Annotated in this window: 16 protein-coding genes and 1 pseudogene; 8 read left to right on the forward strand and 9 right to left on the reverse strand. The window is 61.7% G+C overall.

All coding sequences use genetic code 11. From position 1 onward, the window contains the following. Window positions 1-31: 31 nt before the first annotated feature. The 3 genes from F1640_RS16295 to F1640_RS16305 form a co-directional block, all read right to left on the reverse strand. Window positions 32-2,149 carry an AAA family ATPase gene (locus tag F1640_RS16295; RefSeq protein WP_194920123.1) on the reverse strand — a complete coding sequence of 706 codons (2,118 nt, stop codon included), beginning with the start codon at window positions 2,147-2,149 and terminating at the stop codon, window positions 32-34. Between the two features lie 44 nt (window positions 2,150-2,193). Then, the gene (locus tag F1640_RS16300; protein ID WP_194920125.1) at window positions 2,194-3,444 is read right to left on the reverse strand and encodes an outer membrane beta-barrel protein; all 1,251 of its coding nucleotides are present in this window, start codon (window positions 3,442-3,444) and stop codon (window positions 2,194-2,196) included. Window positions 3,445-3,533: 89 nt separating this feature from the next. Beyond that, entirely contained in the window at window positions 3,534-4,118 is a 585-nt protein-coding gene (locus F1640_RS16305) for a polysaccharide biosynthesis/export family protein (RefSeq protein ID WP_194920127.1), read from the reverse strand. A gap of 241 nt (window positions 4,119-4,359) precedes the next feature. Here F1640_RS16305 and F1640_RS16310 point away from each other — a divergent pair, with 241 nt between their 5' ends. The 4 genes from F1640_RS16310 (at window position 4,360) to F1640_RS16325 (ending at window position 9,323) form a co-directional block, all read left to right on the forward strand. Continuing rightward, window positions 4,360-5,520: a glycosyltransferase gene (locus F1640_RS16310; protein ID WP_194920129.1), complete on the forward strand. Its 1,161-nt coding sequence runs from the start codon at window positions 4,360-4,362 to the stop codon at window positions 5,518-5,520. 173 nt (window positions 5,521-5,693) lie between these two features. Continuing rightward, window positions 5,694-6,995, forward strand: a complete 1,302-nt coding sequence (locus F1640_RS16315; RefSeq protein ID WP_194920130.1) for a UDP-glucose/GDP-mannose dehydrogenase family protein — start codon at window positions 5,694-5,696, stop codon at window positions 6,993-6,995. A gap of 42 nt (window positions 6,996-7,037) precedes the next feature. Continuing rightward, window positions 7,038-8,051 carry an NAD-dependent epimerase/dehydratase family protein gene (locus F1640_RS16320; protein ID WP_194920132.1) on the forward strand — a complete coding sequence of 338 codons (1,014 nt, stop codon included), beginning with the start codon at window positions 7,038-7,040 and terminating at the stop codon, window positions 8,049-8,051. A gap of 84 nt (window positions 8,052-8,135) precedes the next feature. Further along, window positions 8,136-9,323, forward strand: a complete 1,188-nt coding sequence (locus F1640_RS16325) for a glycosyltransferase (RefSeq protein ID WP_194920134.1) — start codon at window positions 8,136-8,138, stop codon at window positions 9,321-9,323. 59 nt (window positions 9,324-9,382) lie between these two features. On the opposite strand, the gene F1640_RS16330 is transcribed toward F1640_RS16325, so the two are convergent. Together F1640_RS16330 and F1640_RS16335 are read right to left on the reverse strand one after the other, a co-directional pair. After that, window positions 9,383-10,441 carry an endo-1,4-beta-xylanase gene (locus tag F1640_RS16330; RefSeq protein WP_194920135.1) on the reverse strand — a complete coding sequence of 353 codons (1,059 nt, stop codon included), beginning with the start codon at window positions 10,439-10,441 and terminating at the stop codon, window positions 9,383-9,385. A 201-nt stretch (window positions 10,442-10,642) separates the two neighbouring features. Beyond that, window positions 10,643-11,803, reverse strand: coding sequence for an endo-1,4-beta-xylanase (locus tag F1640_RS16335; protein WP_194920136.1), 1,161 nt, complete (start codon window positions 11,801-11,803; stop codon window positions 10,643-10,645). Window positions 11,804-11,975: 172 nt separating this feature from the next. Between F1640_RS16335 and F1640_RS16340 the strand changes: the two genes are divergently transcribed. From F1640_RS16340 to F1640_RS16355, 4 genes are all read left to right on the forward strand, one after another. Next, window positions 11,976-12,776, forward strand: coding sequence for a hypothetical protein (locus F1640_RS16340; protein WP_194920137.1), 801 nt, complete (start codon window positions 11,976-11,978; stop codon window positions 12,774-12,776). 152 nt (window positions 12,777-12,928) lie between these two features. Continuing rightward, complete coding sequence (locus F1640_RS16345; protein WP_309229282.1) at window positions 12,929-13,915, forward strand: SDR family oxidoreductase; 987 nt, start codon at window positions 12,929-12,931, stop codon at window positions 13,913-13,915. Window positions 13,916-13,973: 58 nt separating this feature from the next. Further along, window positions 13,974-15,374, forward strand: coding sequence for a glycosyltransferase family 2 protein (locus F1640_RS16350; protein WP_194921486.1), 1,401 nt, complete (start codon window positions 13,974-13,976; stop codon window positions 15,372-15,374). A 25-nt stretch (window positions 15,375-15,399) separates the two neighbouring features. After that, the gene (locus F1640_RS16355; RefSeq protein WP_194920138.1) at window positions 15,400-16,536 is read left to right on the forward strand and encodes an NAD-dependent epimerase/dehydratase family protein; all 1,137 of its coding nucleotides are present in this window, start codon (window positions 15,400-15,402) and stop codon (window positions 16,534-16,536) included. A 71-nt stretch (window positions 16,537-16,607) separates the two neighbouring features. Here the strand turns inward: F1640_RS16355 and F1640_RS16360 are convergent, their stop codons facing one another. From F1640_RS16360 to F1640_RS26050, 4 genes and pseudogenes are all read right to left on the reverse strand, one after another. Beyond that, a complete protein-coding gene (locus tag F1640_RS16360; protein ID WP_194920139.1) occupies window positions 16,608-16,982 on the reverse strand; it encodes a hypothetical protein in 375 nt (124 codons plus the stop codon). 543 nt (window positions 16,983-17,525) lie between these two features. Next, a complete protein-coding gene (locus F1640_RS16365) occupies window positions 17,526-18,218 on the reverse strand; it encodes a sugar transferase (protein WP_309229284.1) in 693 nt (230 codons plus the stop codon). Between the two features lie 401 nt (window positions 18,219-18,619). Then, window positions 18,620-19,558, reverse strand: a complete 939-nt coding sequence (locus F1640_RS16370) for a hypothetical protein (RefSeq protein ID WP_194920140.1) — start codon at window positions 19,556-19,558, stop codon at window positions 18,620-18,622. A gap of 234 nt (window positions 19,559-19,792) precedes the next feature. Further along, window positions 19,793-20,452, reverse strand: a pseudogene (locus tag F1640_RS26050) (HAD family hydrolase); the annotation flags it as partial. Window positions 20,453-20,458 lie beyond the last annotated feature (6 nt).

The following is a 20,458-nucleotide window of genomic DNA, read 5'->3' on the forward strand; positions in this document are numbered from 1 at the left end:
ATGTGTTGACCCTTCGCGGAAACCGGCGGCCTTATTCGGCGGCGTAGTAGTCCTTCATTTCCTTGTAGTAATAGGACGCATCGCCATAGCCGGACTGGGCCTGAGTCCGCAGGTTGACCATGGTCATCGCCACCCCGCTGACCTTGCCGCCGATGGTTTCGATCTGGTGGATCGCGGCGCGAATGGCCTTGATCGGCGTCTGGCGCCACCGGGCAAGCATGATCAGGCTGTCGAAGTTGTCGAGCATCGTCCTGGTATCGACGACCGCCAGTACCGGGGCGGTATCGATCACGATCACGTCATAGGCGCCGCGCAGCGTGTTGATGACCTTGGAGAAGTGCGAATTGTCGAATGTGCGCTGCGTCGCCGCCGCGTTGGGGCCGGCCGGCAGCAGCACCATACCCGAGCTGTCCTGCATCGACACGTCTGCCAGCGACGCCGCATCGCCGGCCACGTCGTTCCAGCCAGAGGCGGCGTCGGGGGCAAGAACGTTGGTGGTGGACCGCCGGCGCACGTCGGCGTCGATGAGCACCACCTTGGTGCCTCCCATCGCCAGGACGCGGGCCATGGCAATGCTGGTGGTGGTCTTGCCTTCGCGGGGCAGGGCCGACGTGATGCCGATGACCTTGCCGCCGCGCTCCGGATTTGCCGAGAACAGCGCCGTCGCGGCCAGATTGCGATAGGCTTCCGTGAAGGCCGACATCGGATGCTGCATCACCGCGTCGACCGGGCTCTTGGTCTTGGGGGATTTGACCGCGGATGACAGCGTGGGAATGGAATTCAGGAAATCCACACCCAGCAGACGATCGATATCTTCGACCGTGTCGATCTTCTTCGTCCAGCGCTCGCGAAGGAAGGCAAGCGTGAGACCGATGGCGAGACCTACGCCCATGCCCACCAGCAGATTGATGAGCATGTTGGGCGAACTGGGCTGCAGCGGCGGTGTGGCCGGGGCGACCAGGCGGGAATCGGGTTGAACAAGCGCGCGCTGCGCGGTTTGTTCGCCTCGCGTGGAAAGCAGGCTCTGATAAAGCTGGCGAGCGGTTTCCGCCTTACGTTCGAGGTCGCCAAGCTGGGCGCTGGCACGAACGTTGGCCGCAAGCCGGCCCTTGGCTCCGGCAAGGCTGCCGGCCAGCGACGCGGCGCGGGCAGACACCGCGCTGGCTTCCGCGCCCGCCGTCCGGGTCATCTGTTGCCGCTGCCCGGCCAGCTGGCTTTCGACGGCTTGCAGGCGTTCGCGCGCGGCGATCACCTGCGGATGGCGGTCGCCGTAGCGGCCTTCAAGCCCGGCGAGTTCGGCCGCAGCCACGGCGCGCTGTTCCTGCAGTCGCGATATGGTGGTGATGTCGATGCCGCTGCCGACACCGCCGCCGACGATCGTGCTGCCGCTGGCGGCGCTGCGAGTGCGGGCGAGTGCCGCTTCACCGCGCGCCTGGGCGAGTTGCGAGCTGATTGCGGTGATTTCCTGATCCTGCGAGACCGAATCAGGATCGCTGATGATGTTGTTGCGGACGCGGAATGCGGCCACTTCGGCATCCGCCGCTTCGGCCTGCTTGCGCAGCAGTTCCACCCGCTGTTCCAGTTGTCCCGAGGTCGCGTCGCTCTGCGCGATCTTCATCTGGACCTGGCGTTCGAGATAGGCTTCCGCAAACGCGTTGGCGATGCGGGCCGCTTCAAGCGGGTCAGAGGCGACGTAGCTGATCCGGAACAGCGATGTCTGACCAACGCGCCGCGCGCTGACGTCGCGCAGCAGGGCGGCGGCCATTGCTTCTTTCGGGTTCCCGCGCGCCGCGAACTTGCCGGCCGCCTTGCGCAGATCCGGATCGTTGTTGAGGTTGGCCTTGTCGAGGACGTGCATGGCCACGGGCAGCGACGATACCAGCTGCAATTGCGCATCAATCGCGGCATCGCGCTGCGCATCGGAAAGCGATTGCTCGTTGCTGCCCTTCACCAGCGATAGCTGGGGGGCGAAGTTCATCTCGGTAGTGGCCGTGTACTGCCGGGGCATGAAATGCGTGGCGACTCCAGCCAGAAGCGTGGTCGAAGCCAGTATCCCTGCGATCATCGGCAAGTGCCGACGGGACCGCGAGACGATGCCCGCCAGATCGTTCTGGCCAGTTTCGTGGCTGGTCGTCGTTTCCTGGTTCATCTTTTCATCCCACTGGAACTGTCAGCAGCGAACACGCAAGGACGCTATTGCTGCAACGTGATGCTTAAAAGGCCGCGAAATTCGCGGATATCGGGTCCGGCGTCGATTCCGGAGCTTTCGCGACGGATGTACTCGATTCTGGGGCGGAAGGCCCAATGGCGCGTGGCACGGTATTCGGCGCCGAAGCTCGCGTTGAACAGACTGTCACGCCGGTCGATATTCTGGAACCGGTCGCGCTGGTATTCGCCCGCCAGTTTCAGACGCAAGTTGCGCAGCAGCTCATGATCGATGCTGAAGCCGCCGCGTGTGGCGACATAGCCGGACGAATTGGCCAGCGTTGCTTCTTCGATCTTGCGGCTTGCGATCAGCGACACCGTGGTCAGCGTGGTAACGAAGTAGTCGGCGCGGGCATCGACCGCCACACCGCCGATCGTCCGGAACGTGGGGTTCTGGTAAGTCCTGCGGTAGTAGCCGACGCCCAGCGCCACGCGGATGAGGCTGGTGGCGTCCGCGATGGCCCCTCCCAGGACACGCCATTCGTTGCTGGTGCGGTCATTCGCCACCGAGCGGTCATCGTAATCCGTCTTGCGATAAGTCAGCTGGACGAAAAAGGCGTTCTCGGCATTCAGCAAATATTCCAGTCGCGCACTGCCGCGAAAGACCGACCGGTTTCTGAATCCCTGACGGAGCAGGGTGCCGGATGTGGACACCGTGTCCGAATAGGTCAGGCGGTTGAAGTCGGTGCTTCCGGTCAGGCGCAGCCTGTTGATGACATGCGTGCCGCGGAGCAGCGCCGACGTCTGATCGACCGCGATGGCGCCGCCACCGTTCGCCGGGAACGAACCGACCGTCTGGTCTTCATACGTGCGGCGCTGCGCGGCCTGGAGCTCGACCTTGGATTGGCCGACGATATCGATCCGGCCGTCCAGCTGGGCCAGATATCCGTCCTGGTCCTTCTGCGGCGTCCTGAAATAGCGACGCCCGTCAAAATAGCTTGTCAGCCGCAGGGAATGGCGGTTCCACTGGCTCTGCGCGACGATCTGCGGCACAACCTGCGCATAGAAATCGCTCTTGGGATTCTGCTCCGCGCCGACAACGTTGGTTGTGTAGCCGATTGCGCCGACGAGGGAAGGATAGACGCGAAAGCCTCCCGCCGGGATGCCCTGCGGCTCCAGTTTCTCGAAATAGCGATCGAGAACGCCAAGATTGCGGCCCGTCTTCGTCGACAGCGGGATTTCAGAATCGAGCAGTTCGCCAAAGGCTTGTGCCCGCGCGAGTGGGGCATGGCAGGCCATCGCCGCCAGCGACGCAACCGCAAGGGCGCGGCGCCGGCCAGGCCCGATCCAGTGGTTGCAATGCTGTGATGACCCCCGGCACGACAGCATTAGAAATGCCGTTCTCCAACCCGGATGGTATCGCCGGGCTGAACCAGAAGATCTGAAGTCAGGTTCACCTTGTCCTCATGATCCGCGCCTTCGCGTTTCAGGAACACGTAGTTTTTGCGCGCACGATAGGTGAAGCCTTCGGCCTTCGCAATCGCAGCAAAAACAGACATGCCCTTCACATAGTCGTACTGGCCGGGCCGGTTGACTTCGCCCAGAATGTAAAACGGCCGGTAGGACACCAGATTGACGGTAACGCTGGGGTTGCGGATGAACCCGTTGGCGAGCCGCAGGCGGATATCGGTCGTGAGATCGAAGGCGGTGCGGCCCGCTGCCGGCACCGGTCCGATGAGCGCAACCGTTACGGTGCCGTCCGGGCCAACGATTTGTTCGCCACTGAGATTTGGCTCGTCGTAAACCAGGATGGATATCTTGTCGCCCGCGCCAAGGATATAGCCGTCCTGGGCGCTTTGCGAGGATGGAACGGTCAGCCCGGACGGCTGACTGCCCGCCGCCGGCGCCGCCTGCGCCAGCATCCCGAACGAGCAAAACGCGAGCACTGCCAAGATTAGCGAAAACTTACGCATTTTTTAACACCCGTTTTCCGTGGGAACTTTAACTACGTGGATGGCTCCGCCCCGTCAACATACCGCAGTGCGACAAATTTTTGCGACCATTCCCACTTTTGCACAAAAACAAGATTTTGCAGCGCGAGTGATCAAGTTAACAGGCTTGCAACCGAATCGACACTAGGCAATCTTGTCGCGGCGGATGCCTTTGATTGTGCGACCCTGAAAGGGATGTGGGACCATTCATACGATCGCTCTTGTGACGGCTTCGGCCGCGAGCGTGCTGTTTTTGGCGCTCGCCTTCCATTCCTTGGTGACATACCCGATTTCGCTGCAACTGCTCTCGCGGCGGCAGCCGCCGCTCTCGCTGGAGCCCCGAGATTCCGCGCGGCCCAGCCTTGCCATATGCGTTTCGGCCTATAACGAGCAGGAGGTCATTGCCGAAAAGATAACGTGCCTGCTGGCGATGGCGCAGGCCTACGGTCCGGCCACGGTGCATGTCTTCGCGGATTGCCCAACCGATGGAACGGTGGGCATCCTGCGCGGCTTCGCCGATCGCATCGACCTTGTCGAAAGCGATCAGCGGAGGGGCAAGACTTACGGCATGAACATGCTGGCGGCGCGGTCCGATAGCGATCTCATCATGTTTACCGATGCCAACGTCCGCAGTTCGGACGATGCGGCGCTTGAACTCGTGCGTCCGTTCGGCGATCCGTCGGTAGGCATGGTCACGGCAAAACTCGTCTATTCCAATCCGGGGGAGACGCCGACCAGCACGCTCGGGGCGACATACTGGTCGATCGAAGAGAGGATCAAGCGCATCGAAACCCGGACAGTAGGCCTGATCGGGTGCGACGGTGCGATGTTCGTCATCCGCCGTTCCGCGTATGAAGTGCCGCCGGCGCACCTGATCGACGACCTGTATCTCAGCCTCACCGTGCTGATAAAGGGCCTGCGCGTTGTTTCGGTCGATCATGTGCTGGTTTTCGAACGCAGCGCAACCGGATCGATCGAGGAAAAGAGGCGCAAGCAGCGGATATCCTGCCAGGCCATCAAAGTGCACCGGTTCCTGTGGCCGCAGTTGCGGCTGATGCCGGCCCTTCCGCTCTACGCCTATATCTCGCACCGGGTGCTGAAGTGGATGATGCCGTTTTCGCTGCTGGGCCTGGCGATCAGTGCAACGCTGCTCCTTGGCCTTGCCATCTCTCCGCTCGCCGCCGCCGCCGTCATCCCGGCGGCGGCGGCGCTGCTCTATGTTGGCGATCGGCTGGGCATACACCAGGCGTCGCTGGCCATTTCCGCGATCATAAGCCTTCACGGCGTTGGCCTGGGTGTGCTGGAAGGGGCATTTACCCGCAAGACCTATGCCGTTTGGGAACCCGCGATATCGGTCCGCAGCGAAGAGGTGGAGGCACGATGATCCCGAAGGACCGTCAGCCCTAAGCGACGGTTGTTCGGAGGGCGTTCCTGTTTTGCAGATGCTTGATGTCATGGGGATAATGTTGCGTCGCAGCATCAGCCCGGATAGTGGTCGGCTGGAATTGAAAGCGGTCCTGCGGATGGCAGGAACCCTTTGCAGAGGTTTGATGGATTATGCGTATTGCAATGATTGGATCGGGCTACGTCGGACTCGTTTCGGGGGCGTGCTTTGCCGATTTCGGCCACGACGTGATCTGCGTGGACAAGATCGAGGAGAAGATCGAGGCATTGCGCGCCAATCGCATTCCGATCTTCGAACCGGGGCTGGATCAGCTCGTCGCCAGCAACGTGAAGGCTGAGCGCCTGTCGTTCACCACGGATCTGGCCGCGGCTACCCGCAGCGCCGATGCCATTTTCATCGCGGTGGGAACGCCCTCGCGCCGGGGCGATGGCCACGCTGACCTTTCGTATGTCTATGCGGCGGCGGAGGAAATCGCCCATTCGCTGGACGGCTTTACGGTCGTGGTCAACAAGTCCACGGTACCGGTGGGAACCGGCGACGAAGTCGAACGCATCATTCGCGAAGCCAACCCCGGCGCGGATTTTGCGGTTGTTTCCAATCCCGAATTTTTGCGCGAAGGGGCCGCGATCGACGATTTCAAGCGGCCTGACCGTGTGGTGATCGGGGGCAACGATCCCCGCGCGCTGGAGGTGATGCGCGCGATCTATCGTCCGCTTGCCCTCGGGCGGTCGCCGGTGATCGAGATGAGCCGCCGCGGCGCCGAACTGACGAAGTATGCTGGCAACGCGTTCCTGGCGACCAAGATCACCTTCATCAACGAGATCGCCGATCTGTGCGAGAAGGTGGGGGCCGATGTGCAGGACGTTGCACGGGGCATCGGTCTCGATAACCGCATCGGGTCGAAGTTCCTGCACGCCGGACCGGGCTATGGCGGCAGCTGCTTCCCCAAGGATACGCTGGCGTTGCTGAAGACGGCCGAGGATTTCGAAGCACCGCAGCGGATCGTCGAAGCGGTGGTCTCGGTCAACGAAAGCCGCAAGCGCGCCATGGGCCGCCGGGTCATCGCCGCCATGGGCGGTGACGTGCGTGGCGCGACCGTTGCGCTTCTGGGCCTGACCTTCAAGCCCAATACGGACGACATGCGGGACTCCCCGTCGATCGCCATTGTGCAGGCGCTGCAGGATGCGGGAGCGATCATACATGCGCATGACCCCGAAGGGACGGAGCAGGCCAAGGCGGTTCTGCAGAACGTGGCCTATTTCGATGGCCCCTACGCGGCGATCGAAGGAGCGGACGCGGTGGTGATCGTGACGGAATGGGACGCCTTCCGCGCGCTGGATTTTGCGCGCATGTCCGGCCTTGTGCGGCGGCGCCTGCTGGTCGATCTCCGGAATATCTACGCCCGCGACACAGTCGAGGGGGCCGGGTTCGAATATCACGCGGTCGGTCGTTGATCTCTGCCCCGGCGCAATACTTCAGCAGGAATTCAATTCCAGATGCGTAAGGTTCTCGTTACCGGATCCGCCGGATTCATAGGTTACCATCTGTCCCAGCTTTTGCTGAACGAAGGCTTTGCCGTCGTCGGGTTTGACGGCCTGACCGACTATTACGATGTCGCTTTGAAGCAGCGCCGGCACCAGATGCTGTTGCAGAACCAGCATTTCCGGGCGCAGGAGGGGATGCTTGAGGATTTCGATCTGCTGCGTTCGTTCTGCGAGGCCGAAAGGCCCGATGTCGTAGTGCACCTGGCGGCGCAGGCAGGCGTCCGTTACAGTCTCGAAAACCCGCGCGCCTACCTGGAAAGCAATCTCGTGGGCACGTTCAACGTCATGGAATGCGCGCGCGAGCTGGCGGTCGATCATTTGCTGATGGCGTCAACATCCTCGGTCTATGGCGCCAATACGCAGATGCCTTATGCGGAGCAGCACAAGACAGATACGCCGCTGACCTTCTACGCCGCAACGAAGAAGGCCAACGAAGCCATGAGCCACAGCTACGCCCATCTCTGGAATCTGCCGACCACGATGTTCCGGTTCTTCACGGTCTACGGGCCGTGGGGGCGGCCGGACATGGCGCTTTACAAGTTTACGCGCGGTATCCTCGAAGGGACGCCAATCGACATCGACAACAACGGCGAGATGTATCGCGATTTCACCTATGTGACGGATCTGGTTAAGGGGATAAGGCTGCTGATCGATGCCGTGCCGCAGCGCCCCGAACACGCCGAAGATGTTCCAGAATGGGATTCGCTGAGCCCGGCGGCACCATGGCGCGTGGTGAACATCGGCAATTCCGACAAGGTGAAACTGACGGACTTTGTCGATGCCGTGGAAGCCGAATGCGGCCGTCCCGCGATCCGCAATTATATGGACATGCAGAAGGGCGATGTTCCCGCCACATGGGCGGATGCCACGCTGCTGCGCAACCTGACCGGCTATGCCCCGCAAACCGATGTTCGCGAAGGTGTCGCACGATTTGTGTCATGGTATAGGGAGTATTTCGGTATCTAACGACGGCGGGCGCGGGGGGCGTTACTTGCGCGTTGGAGTAAACGGGCCGATTTCCGTAAGTGGGGTGTGAACTTGGACAAGCAGATGCCCGTGATAACCGCCGCTTCCGATCCCGATGCGGATCTGGAAGCCGGCCTGGCTGCACGCTTCGCCGGCCTCCGCGTCGCGATCGTGCATTACTGGCTGGTGGGGCCGGGCGGCGGCGAGAACGTCGTGAAAACGATGCTGCGGATATTTCCGCAGGCCGACGTGCATACCATGGTGGCGAAGCTGGATTATGCGGATACCGTTGTTCCCCGGCACCGCTTGCGCACCAGCCTGCTGCAAAAGATTCCCGGCGCGCCGAAGATGCACCGCGCGCTTCTTCCGCTCGCGCCGTTCGCGCTGGAGAACCTTAACCTCGACGACTACGACCTGATCATTTCCAGCGAATCCGGCCCCGCGAAGGGCATTCTGCCGCCTCTTGGGGCGGTTCACGTGTGCTACTGCCATTCCCCGATGCGCTATATCTGGGACCAGTATCACCAGTATCGTGCGAGCACCGGCTGGCTTCAGCGTACCGCGGTGTCCTTGACGATCGACAAGCTTAGAATATGGGATGTCACCAACGCAAAGCGCGTCGACCGCTTCATTGCGAACTCCCACCACGTCGCCAAGCGGATATCCAAGTATTATCGGCGCCCTTCGACGGTGATATACCCGCCGGTGGAAGTCGGAGAGTTCTCCACGGCCGGAAGTATCGAGGACTTTTACCTGATCACCGGCCGGCACGTTTCCTACAAGCGGATCGATCTGGCGATCGAAGCCTGCAACCGGCTGGGGCGCCGGCTCGTGATCACTGGCACGGGGCCTGAAACGCCCCGCCTGCGCAAGCTGGCGGGGCCTACGATCGAGTTCGCGGGACAGTGCAGGTTTGAAGACCTGAAGACCTATTACCGGACCGCGCGCGCCTTCTTGATGCCGGGAGAGGAGGACTTCGGGATCGCTCCGGTGGAAGCAATGGCATCTGGCCGTCCGGTCATCGCGTTCGCGTCGGGCGGGGCCACGGAAACGGTGGTTCCCGGCCTTTCTGGCCTGCATTTCCAGGATCAGACAGCCGAGGGGCTGATACAGGCGATCGAGGCGTTCGAAGCCACCGAGACCGCGTTCGATCCCGCGGCGATCCGCGCGCATGCCATGCGCTTCAGCCGGGAACGTTTCCTGCGCGAATTTTCCGACTTCGTCAGCGAGGCGCTTTCCGCTGCCCGGACGGAAGGCGACGCCTATCGATGATGCCTATCGGGGCGCTATCGGCGCCCGCCGGATTCGCCCCGGCCTCACGCCAGGGCTGGTCAGGCGTTGGCCGCGAACCGCGATTGCGGCATGTTCAGCGCGATCGTCTTGCGCATCAGCTTGGCGGCCATTCCGCCATCAAACGGCAACCCCCGGTTCAGCTTGCAATTGTCGACGCTCGCTTCCTGCATGGCGACCTTGGTGTCTTCGCATTTTTCCTGCAGCCAGCTGTCGCGGTCGCTCAAGCCCCAGGTCGTGATGCTGCGCATGGCGGGTTCGCTGCACGCAACGTCGAGCAGGCCCTGCACCATATCCGCAACGCGCGCATCCCGTTGATCAACCGGCAAGGAGCGGTCGTCTTCCAGCACGTCCAGTTCGGTGAGAGCGAGTTCCACCCCGGTATCCGCCAGATCCCTGAGGAAGCGGGCGAAGCGCTTCTGCGGCACCGGACCCTTGACGATTTCCAGATGCCCCTGGATGCCGACGATATCCAGCGGCACGTCTTCGGCCTTGAGCTTTTCCACCAGCTTGAGCAGCGCCTTGCGCCGGGCCTCGTCGGTGGGGTTTTCATGGTACAGCGCGTAATCGTTGATCATCAGCCGGGCCGATGGATCGATCGCGTGGGCCGTGTGCAGGGCTTGCGCGACATAGCCGTTGCCGAACGCGCGTTGAAAGCTGTTGCGGCGGATGTCCTGGCGACCATGTTCGGTGTCGATCATTTCGTTGACCACCACCCACTCCGCGATCTTGCCGCGATAGCGCCCCACAAGGTTGCCGAAATGCCGCTCGATCGTGCGCCAGTCGCGCTGCTGGCGCATTTCCTGGCGTGCCCATTCGGGCGTCATCTGTTCCCATATCAGGGAATGGCCGCGCACGGTCTGGTTGTTCAGTGCGGCAAAGGCGACGATCGCGTCATAGTTGCCAAACCACGGGTCGCCCCGGCGCCACTCCACGGCGCTCCACTGGCCATGGTATTCGGGCACGAGCAGATCGCATTCGCGAATCGCGCTGGCAAGCGGCGCAGCTCCGAACAGCTGTTCCGGCCGGACCGCGGTTCCGAACCGCAGCCGACCGGGGGGGTGGGGCTGTTCGAGGTCGTTTTGCTGCAGCGGCGCCATTTTCCCGTAATCCCACGCAAACGGCTTCGTGCCGCCCGCCAGCGGCACGAACGCGAGAGATTTGAGTACGGAGCGACGAGACGCAAGCACAAGTCACCGCAAACTTGTTCATCGGAGCAGACCCGATGGACCCGTTTCGGTTAAGATCGCTTGCCGCGATGAGGTTAACGCACGGTTCACCCCGATATCCGTGGCGCAGGCTTACCGGCGCAGCGCCTTCATCAATGCCCGGTACATCGGCTTCTGGCGCAAGTCGCTGTCCAGCGGCAGCCCGCGGTTAAGGCCCGCTGTCTCGCTTGGCAGGGGCAGCCACGAATAGCGATCCGACAGGCCCCAGCACGTTACGCTGACAAGCGCGGGGCAATCGGCGGCAACGTCGAGAACCGCCGCGGTGGCATCGGCGACGAGCGCGTCGCGTTGTTCGACCGGGATGGCGGTCTCGTGCTCGCGGACGTCGAATTCGCTTATTCGGATCGCGCAGCCCATGTCGGCAACGCTCTTGAGAAAGCGGGCGAAGGTTTCCTGACGAAACGTACCCGTGCGCTCCAGATCGACGTGGCCCTGGATGCCCAGGCCGTCGACGGGGACGCTGTGCTTCTTCAGCGCTTCCAGCAACCGTAACGCGGCGGTGCGACGGGCTTCCGATTCGCTGTCGTCGTAGAGGAAGCCATAATCGTTGAGATAGAGCTTGGCGGTCGGTGCCAACGATCTGGCCCGCTCGAACGCCCGCCGGATATAGTCCGGCCCGAATGCCGTGAGGAACGGCGATACGCGCAGCCCGTCGGGGCGACCGTTGTCCGCGAACGGTTCGTTAACAACGTCCCAGCTTTCCACCACCCCGGCATAACGCGGGACGATCCGCTGGATGAAAGCGTCGATGATGCGCCAGTCGGGATTGGTCATCATCTGGCTGGCTGCCCAGTCCGGCGTGCTTTTATGCCAGATCAGCGCGTGCCCATGCATGCGCTTGCCAAAGCGCCGTGCGAAATTGCTCATCTGGTCGGCGGGGGCCAGATTGGCCGAACCCTGGTTTTCTTCGACAAACCCCCATTTCATTTCGAGTTCCGGGGTCAGGATATCGCATTCGCGGACGACGGCGTCGCGAAATCCGGGATCGGTCAACAGCTGCCGCGTTTGCGCTGCGATGCCGAACGCGACTCGCGGTCCGCCCTGGATGGCGGCCAAAGCCCTGCTGCTGGCCAGGCCGGGCAGAGCGGCCGGCAGCGCAATGGCATGGCGGAGCAATTGTCGCCTTTTCATTCCTGCCCGAGAGGCCCTTCCTGACGTGCTGCCGCGCGGACGGCTTGCCTGGGGGCGGATAGGGTGTGGTGGCGGCTTTTGGCAAGACGGCGCAGGCAGCACGTGCAAAACCGGGACATCCACGGCCCGGTCGCCTGGCCGATCAGGCGCCGGGTGTTAACCCTTTTCAATAAGGATCTCGTCAAATTGGTCCCATTGCGGTACGACCTAGAATCGGCGGGTCGGCAAGAAAAAAAGTCTGCTACAACAGCATCCTGAACAGGGGCCGATACACATGCCATCAGTGAAGTCGAATGCCTTTAAGGGCTGGATGCTGCCGTTTGCCGTAGCCGCGGCGATGGTCGGCGAACCTGCATGGGCGGATGCGTTCGTCCAGCAAAAGGGGCAGGCCCGGGTCATCGTCACCACCGTTCTGACCGATAGTGCCAAAGGTTTCGATGACAACGGCGACGTGGCCAGCATTAACAAATACAAGCTGCGCCAAGTTTACGTTAATGCGGAATATGGCGTCACGGACAACCTGACGGTCATCGCCGCGCCCAGCTTCCGGCACGTGCATATCGACAACGCGGATCAGACGACCGGTTTCGGCTATTCCGAACTCGGAGCGCGGCTGCAATTGGCGCGGGGTTCGCACTGGGCTGTTTCGACGCAGGCGCTGGTGCGTATCGCCGGACATGGCAACACCGGGAACGTCGCGCAGCTTGGCAACACCGGCACGGACTTCGATGCCAGACTCGCTGCGGCCTACTTCGATTCGCGCGTGTTTGTGTCCGCGGAAGCGGGTTACCGTGTCCGCTCTGGCGATCTGCCCAACGAAACCCACATCGATGGCAGTGCCGGCGTTCATTTGAGCCCGAAGTTCATGGTACTCGCATCGAGTGCCAATACAATTTCGGACGGAGCCGGGCGCGGTGTATTCAACCGGCCCTATCGTTACGGCGATGGTTTCCTTTCGCTTGTTTATAGCGTCAATAAAAATATCTCTTTTCAGGCAGGCTATACTGCAACTCTGTATGGCAGGAATGCCTTGCGTCAACGCGGTTTGACGTTCGGGGTGTGGTATAATTTCTGAATACCTGATTTTATCATTGGAGGTTGGCATTGGGACGATCGATTGACAGCAAAAGCCCTGTCGCTGGTGCGATTGGTTCCGGAAGCCCCGCTGCCGCGCCAGCGGCACCGCGCCCGGCGCGCGGCGATGGCACGCATGCCAGGCGATTCCCGGTGATCGAGCAAAAGGCGAAAACCATCCTCGTGACCGGCGGAGCGGGCTTTCTCGGTTCGCACCTTGCCGAACGCCTCGCCAGTGTCGGACACGATGTCTATTGTCTCGACAACCTGCACACCGGCAGCCGCGAAAACCTTTTCGGCTTCACCGGCACGGGCAAGATTCACCTTGTCGAACACGATATCGTCAAGCCGCTGCCCGAACTGCCGAAGTTCGACGAGATTTACAACCTGGCCTGCCCGGCATCCCCGGTCCACTACCAGGAAGATCCGGTCGCCACCTTGCGCGTGTGCTCGGAGGGCGTCTGGAACGTGCTGGCTCGCGCGGCGCACGACCGTGCCGATGTGTTCCACACATCGACGTCCGAAGTCTACGGCGATCCGCTGGTGCATCCGCAACGGGAAGGATACCATGGCAACGTCAATACCGTAGGGCCGCGCTCGTGCTACGACGAAGGAAAGCGGTTTGCGGAAACGATGCTGACCGATTTTTGCCGGATGCATGATCTGCGGCTGCGCATGGTGCGCATCTTCAATACCTATGGACCCAGAATGCACCCGCAGGATGGACGCGTTGTTTCGAACTTCATCATGCAGGCGTTGCGGAACGAACCGATCACCATCAACGGCGATGGATCACAGACCCGGTCGTTCTGCTATGTCGATGATATGATCGAGGGCTTTCAGATGCTGATGGCCGGCGGAGACGACGCGCGCGGTCCGATGAATATTGGCAATCCCGCGGAGATCACGGTGGGCGAACTCGCCGAACTGGTCGTCAAGATGACCGGTTCCCGTTCCCCCATTGTATATCTGCCGCTTCCCAAGGATGATCCTTTGCGGCGCAGGCCGGATATCACGCGCGCGCAGAAGGTGCTGGGGTGGAAGCCGCGAACGCATCTGGAGCAAGGGCTGAAGGCGACGATAGCCTACTTCGAGGGAATCATCGAACGCGATTCGTGGCGGGTTGCGCTCGATGCGTAACGTGACTCCAAGTGGAATGTGATGATGCAATGCAAGGCGGGGGACTACGGTCGTGACGATGCTTAACACGGTCCTGATCTGGGTATTTGTGATCACCCAGTTCCTCTATCTCGCCGCGATGCTGGTTGACGGGTATTTCTATACCCGTCCGGTAAACCGCGTGGACATGAGCCAGCTGAGCCGCATCCCCAAGGAGGAGTACCCGTTCATCGTTCTGTTCTATCCGGTCCTGCGGGAGCTGGAGGAGACGATGCGGACGACGTTCCATTCGCTCGCCCGGCTCGACTATCCATCGGACAAGTACACGATCATTGCCATTCCGAACGAAAGCGATGTCGAAACCGTCGCCAGCCTGCGCCGTTTGCAGGCGGAATTTCCTTTCCTGGAAATCATGGAGGTTCCGGCCACGTCCGATCCCCGCTGGCAAGTGGTATGGGACGCCTGGGAAGGCAATCCGCACGCCTACTGGTACAACCGGGGAGCGCGCGCCGGGGTCCGTGACTTGCCGGCCAAGAAGACGCGCCAGCTGATCTACGCGTTCTACAACGTTCACAAGAGCCGGCCGGGAGACTTCCTGGTCAACTACATCGACGCCGACAGCGCGCCGTTGCCGGACCACTTCCTGGCCGGCGCTGTGGGGATCCGGCAGTACGATGTGCTGCAATCCACGAACATCGCCGGCAATCTGCTGGCGTCGCTCCCGGCAAGCTGGTTCGCCTTCGATCATATTGTCTGGGACGCCAACAAGTTCGGCCACCTTACCGCCAACGGCAAGCACCCGTACTGGGTGCTGGGCAAGGGCTTGTTCTTCAAGGCGTCGGATCTTTTCGAGTTTGGCGGCTTCCACACGTGGATTACGATCGAGGATCCCGAAGTGGGTATGCGGCTCTGGAAAAACGGTAAGAAGCTGGGCCTTATCGAGGCACCGCTGATCGAGGAAGTGCCCGAGACTCTGGGCAACGGGATCACGCAGCGCAAGCGCTGGGTCGCCGGCTTTTTCCAGTCGCTCGACGTGCCGCTCAAGGAGATGGGCTTTACCCGCCTCGAACGGATCAAGGCCTGGCTGAACTTCCTGCCGTGCATGTCGCTGACTCTGAACTGCATCGGCATTCCGATCGGAATCTGGGCGTTGGCCAAATGGGCGCAGGGGAACAGCCCGGTGCCGGAATGGACGATCTGGCTGGCCTGTGTGAACTTCTTCGTGCTGCTGTTGATGTGGTGCAAGTTCTACATCGTGGCGTGGACCAAGTCGAAGATCGTGCTGCCCGGCCGGCTCGCGCGCTTGTGGTACATTCTGCGGGTCAATCCGCTGTTCCTGCTGGTTTTCTGGTTCATCTGGATCATCCCCTTCTGGCTGGGATGGCGCATGTATCGCAACGATACCGGCCTGACGTGGGAGCGTACCCACAAGGTCAATGCCAACAACGACATCGTGCGTGAGGGCAGGGTTCAAGGCTGAGGCCTGGATTTCGAGGAGTTCATTCGTGGCAAGAAAACACGCCCTTGTAACCGGCGGCGCGGGCTTCATCGGCTCGCACCTGACCGACACGCTGCTTGAACGCGGCTATGAGGTAACGGTGCTGGATGCGCTGCTTCCGCAGGTCCATGCCGACGCCGAATGCGATGCGGAAGGTTGGCCGGTCTATCTCAATCCTGCCGCCCGGCGCATCAAGGGCAACCTGCTGGACGACGGCGTCTTCGAAGCAGCGCTGCGGGGGGTTACCCACCTTGTCCATCTCGCGGCGTCGGTGGGCGTTGGCCAGAGCATGACCAACATCGTGGATTACACCCGCAACAACGTGATGGCATCTGCCATCATGCTGGAAGCGTTGACCAAGGCGGACCACACGGTGGAGCGAATCGCCGTGGCATCGTCCATGTCGATCTATGGCGAAGGTGAATACCTCGGCCCCGACGGTCAACGTGTCGGAGCGGCGCTGCGTGGCCGCGAGCAACTCCAGGCCAAGCAGTGGGAACTGGCGACGTCTGAAGGCCCGCTTACCCCGGTGCCCACGCGGGAGGGCAAGTTGCTTGAGCCGGCCTCGATCTATGCGGTGAACAAGCGGGATCATGAGGAAATGTTCCTTGCCGTGGGGCGGGCGCTGGACATCCCCACCGTCGCACTTCGCCTGTTCAACGCCTATGGATCGCGCCAGGCGCTCAGCAATCCCTACACCGGTGTCGCGGCGATTTTCATATCGCGCCTGCTCAACGACAATCCTCCGCTGGTTTTCGAGGATGGCGAACAGAAGCGCGATTTCGTGCACGTGGGCGATGTCGCGAACGCATTCGCGACGGTACTCGACAGCGACAAGCGCGTGTGGGACGTGTTCAACGTCGGCAGCGGCAGGGCCATCACCGTCAACGAGATCGCCCGCACCCTGGCGCGCCTGTTGCACAAGAACATCGCACCGGAAATTCTTGGAGAATACCGTGTCGGCGACATTCGCCATTGCTTCGCGGATGTCACGAAGCTGCGCGAGACGTTCGACGTTCGCGAGCCCCGCGCGTTCGAGGATGGCGTGGCGGAATTGATCGAGTGGGTGCAGCACGCGGCCCGTCCGGTCGATCGCACCGCGGAAAGCCTGGGCCAGCTGCGCAAGCAGAAACTGGTGGTGTAACGCCCGATACCCGAGACGGGAGGGCGCCTGGTGAGCGCTTGTGGCTGATTCTGGTCGGATCGAAACTGGCGCTAACGCGGTCGCCTGGTCGCCCAGGAAGAGGAAGTCAGGTCGGAACCCGCCACCAGACCATCGGCAGCGGGCCGGGGGACTTTTGACGAGCGCCGTCTCGGGGCGTTCCAGCGCCACCGTCGAAAATGGCTGACGACGACAAGGACCGTGGGCCAGAACAGAGTCAACAGCACATCGGTAAACGTATCGGCCGCGCGCCAGGAGTCAAAATAGAAGCGATCGCAGATCTCGTTGAACGCTTCAAACAGCGCCACGCAGCCCAAGGCCGGAAACGACCCGCGCCGCGTTCCCCATACCAACTGGAACAGGACGTAGATCGCCAGCCCCGTGTGGACATGCATGAGCGAGTGGTTCTGGCCGACAAAGGCGACCATAGCCTCCTTAAAGGCATGATATCTGTCGGCGAATTCCATATTCCGGAAGCTAGAAGAAGAACCTTAGCACTTCGTTAGCGCGCGGCCGGAACTCCGCGAAAAAGATCGGGAAGGTTCCCAAATTTCAGATATTTGGGTTCAGTTGCGTGCGAGGGCAGCCGATGTTCGGATGTTCTCGCCCCTAGGGTCAGGACCCATTACTGGCGCGGTCGAGGTTTGAGGCAAAATGGCCCGGCGCAAGGAGGAGGGGCGCAGGAATATGTCGATATTTCAAGTCCCTCCGACGCCGCGCTGGGCCATTTTGGTCAAATCCCTGCGGGACGTCCAAATGGCTTCCATCTCGAACCGAAAGGCGCTGGCAAAGGCAACCAGCCTTCGCGACGCGCCTTTCGGCCCAATATGTTCGCCATTTGGACGCCTCGACCGCGCCAGTAATGGGTCCTGACCCTAACGGAGCGCGAGAACCAGGCAAAGGCTCGGCTTCAGTTCCAACGACGCGAATCCTGACGGAGCAAAATCACGGAAAATTCAGGATCGGCGAAATCAGTACGATCCCTGCTGCATCATAACCGAGGGAATGGTGCCAAACAGAATGCGCAGATACAGCTTCACCGACAACGTGCGGCAGAAGATCACGTCGAACGCGATCCGGCGGCGGTAAGACGTGTCGTTCCGGCCGCTGATCTGCCACAGGCCCGTGATCCCCGGGCGAACGCTGCAATAGTGCTGAAAGTAGCGCCCATAGCGGGGCACTTCCGCGGTAACGATCGGCCGTGGGCCAACGATGCTCATCTCGCCACGCAGCACGTTGAACAACTGGGGAAGCTCGTCAATGCTGCTCTTGCGTAGAAACTTGCCGATGCCAATGACCCGGGGATCGTTGCGCAACTTGTGGTCCTTTTCCCACTCGGCGCGTGCGGCGGGGTCGTTGCGCAGAAGATCGCGCAAGCGCTCCTCCGCGTTCACGACCATCGATCGGAATTTCAAACAGCGAAAGACGCGGCCATTCCGGCCAACGCGCACGTGCGCAAAGAAAATGGGGCCCGGATCAAGCACATATATCGTAATCGCGACGATAATCATCAGCGGCGCCAAGAATACCAGCGCAGCGCAAGCGATGATGACGTCGAACACACGCATCACGCCTTCGCCCAAGCGGGAAGATGACATCGACGCGGTATCGTGCTCCGTCAAAAACGCGCTCTTGGGCAAATTGCCCAGGGTGGCCATATTCATGGTGAGACTCCCCGACGAAACCGTCGTATCGCAATGCAGCATACATAATTGCTTTAGCCATGGGAATATCCGTTAGGTGTGCATTAACCCACTTTCTGACGTTTTTGGGGTCGCTTTCGCCTTAAAATGGCACGGTTCGGCGCTTCGTCCCGGAACTTCGGGATCGCACTACCTTGCACTACAGCAAGAGCCCGATCGCCGATCCGTCCGGCCAAGACCGAATCGCTCCGTACTCGTCATCGTTCCGGGCATCGGGCCAGGCCGGGGTCCGGGCCATTGTTCAATGGGTTAGGCCGTGGCGGAGCGTGAGGACAGGGCCGGTCCGCACCGGAAAGCGCCTGCGCGCCATTTGCCGGTTTTGCCGCACGTTGATTGCGCAATTACTTCAGCGCGCCTCGCCACTATTTCTGCTGTAACCGTTTTCTCGCCCGCATCTGCTTTTGGAGCAGAGTCACCGCGAGCGGATGCCTGCTGAGGCTCCACATCGCAAGTTCCGGCCAGACATTGTCCCTTATCTCGCGGCCAAGCGCCCGAGACACAAGGTCGGTCTTGCCTCCGGCCACCAGTGATCCCGTCGGATCGCTGGAAATCTCCGCGCCGATTCCCCACGTTTCAAACGCGCGGGCGGTGATCGCGTCGGGCCGGGTAAGAATATCCGCCAGGGCGTCGCGCCGCAGCGCCTCATCGTCGCTACCCGCGGATTGCGCCAGGAAATCGCCAAGGTGTTGGCGCAGGCTTTCGCAATAAGCCGCCGGTGCCACGTCGCCTTCGGCATCCTTGAACACGGGCGCCCACCCGTTTTGCGTCGCGCGATACCCGGTGCAGGACCCTTGCCGATAACCGGAAAGCGCTTCCGCCCCGGCCTGGTTCAGGATTGTCCGGTCCCAGCCGCAGAAAACGCGGCTGCGTGCGCGTGTTGCCGGCTCTGCCTCGTCCGAAAGCGACATGTAGAAGCCGAAAACCTCCACGTCGGGGAGCGCGGTTTGGATTGCGATCTGGACACGGCCTTTCCATCCGATGTCCACGATCAGAATCCGTTCGACAGCCGGTTCCACCATTGCCTGATAGGCCGCGATCAGGTCCTTGCCGGCGCGGCGGTCGTCATCGGTCGCGGGCCGGTTCCGCCAGCGCGCGAACACCGTCTCGTCGCTATGGGCGAGAATGGGATACGTGGCGGCGCGGGATGTGTGGACATAGCGCGTGGGAATCGCGCCGGCCGGTGCGGTGCCGCTTGCCAGCACATCATGGATGCTTTCGCAATCGCGGGAAAGGAGCCAGATTTCCTGCGCGCCAACATCCTGAGCATAGCGGTGCGCCTGTTTGACGAAATCCGCCAGCACGATCGCCCAGCGCCACGCAATTTCACGCTGCGCGCGTTCGCTGGGCGTGTCCGGTGATGGACGGTCATAGGGCGTGTCGAGCGTCAGGGCGCCCTGGCTGGCGCCGTAGCGCAGATAGCGCGCGTTGCGGGCAAGGAAGTCCGGGCGTTGCCACCGCACGAGGCATGGCGTGATCCCATGGCCGCGCGCCATGGTTACATCGGATCGGGCGTTATCACCAAAATGGACAATGCGCTGGCCGGGAAACATCGTGACCAGGTCTTTGAAAGCGGTGCCGTGGCGCTTGGTGTTCCCCCGTTCCGACGAGCAATAGAGCGTAAAGCTGCAAGGCAGGATGCCGTCGAGTATCTCCTGGATGAAGGTGCGCGGAAGGTAGGTGTCGGTCGTCACCACGATGGTCTTCCCGCTGCCTTGGCAGGCTTGCAAGGCTTGGGCGACGTCCGGATAAGGGCGGATCACGCTGCGTTCGATCGCGATTTCCGCCATTATCATTCGCGCGATGGTGTCGGGATCGAGGCCGAGTTGCGATCCGATCGCGTCATATATCTCCTGGATGTCGATCTCGCGGTCGGGGTGGGCCTCGCTCAGGCGGCGTTCGGCTTCCTGCCGTATCGCTTTCCATCCGGCAGCGTCGCCGACCTGCGGGATGTGGCTGGCGATAGCGGCGTATTGCAGGACGAATACCGTTGCCGGCGTCGCGCAGCGGCGAAAGACGATGGTGTCGAACAGGTCGATGGATACTACGTCTGCCCGGCAAGCGTCCGCGAAACGCTGCAATTCCGCGCCCGACCTTACGCCTTTGGCGAAACGGGCGGTCCATCGGGTATGCGCCGCTCGGTCGACGCGTTTCAGCAGGCCAGGCTTCGTCAAGGAACGCTCCGTGAGAGATTGCACTGAAAG

This window comes from Novosphingobium sp. NBM11 (assembly GCF_015390225.1).
In the GTDB taxonomy this organism is placed as follows: Bacteria; Pseudomonadota; Alphaproteobacteria; order Sphingomonadales; family Sphingomonadaceae; genus Novosphingobium.

Excerpts from the sequence above, each read along its gene's own strand:
- F1640_RS16360 (WP_194920139.1), bottom strand. The coding sequence starts at position 16,982 with ATGGTCGCCTTTGTCGGCCAGAACCACTCGCTCATGCATGTCCACACG.
- F1640_RS16320 (WP_194920132.1), top strand. The coding sequence starts at position 7,038 with ATGCGTAAGGTTCTCGTTACCGGATCCGCCGGATTCATAGGTTACCAT.
- F1640_RS16350 (WP_194921486.1), top strand. The coding sequence starts at position 13,974 with ATGCTTAACACGGTCCTGATCTGGGTATTTGTGATCACCCAGTTCCTC.
- F1640_RS16340 (WP_194920137.1), top strand. The coding sequence starts at position 11,976 with ATGCCATCAGTGAAGTCGAATGCCTTTAAGGGCTGGATGCTGCCGTTT.
- F1640_RS16315 (WP_194920130.1), top strand. The coding sequence starts at position 5,694 with ATGCGTATTGCAATGATTGGATCGGGCTACGTCGGACTCGTTTCGGGG.
- F1640_RS16300 (WP_194920125.1), bottom strand. The coding sequence starts at position 3,444 with ATGGCCTGCCATGCCCCACTCGCGCGGGCACAAGCCTTTGGCGAACTG.
- F1640_RS16295 (WP_194920123.1), bottom strand. The coding sequence starts at position 2,149 with ATGAACCAGGAAACGACGACCAGCCACGAAACTGGCCAGAACGATCTG.
- F1640_RS16330 (WP_194920135.1), bottom strand. The coding sequence starts at position 10,441 with ATGGCGCCGCTGCAGCAAAACGACCTCGAACAGCCCCACCCCCCCGGT.
- F1640_RS16365 (WP_309229284.1), bottom strand. The coding sequence starts at position 18,218 with ATGAATATGGCCACCCTGGGCAATTTGCCCAAGAGCGCGTTTTTGACG.
- F1640_RS16305 (WP_194920127.1), bottom strand. The coding sequence starts at position 4,118 with ATGCGTAAGTTTTCGCTAATCTTGGCAGTGCTCGCGTTTTGCTCGTTC.
- F1640_RS16325 (WP_194920134.1), top strand. The coding sequence starts at position 8,136 with ATGCCCGTGATAACCGCCGCTTCCGATCCCGATGCGGATCTGGAAGCC.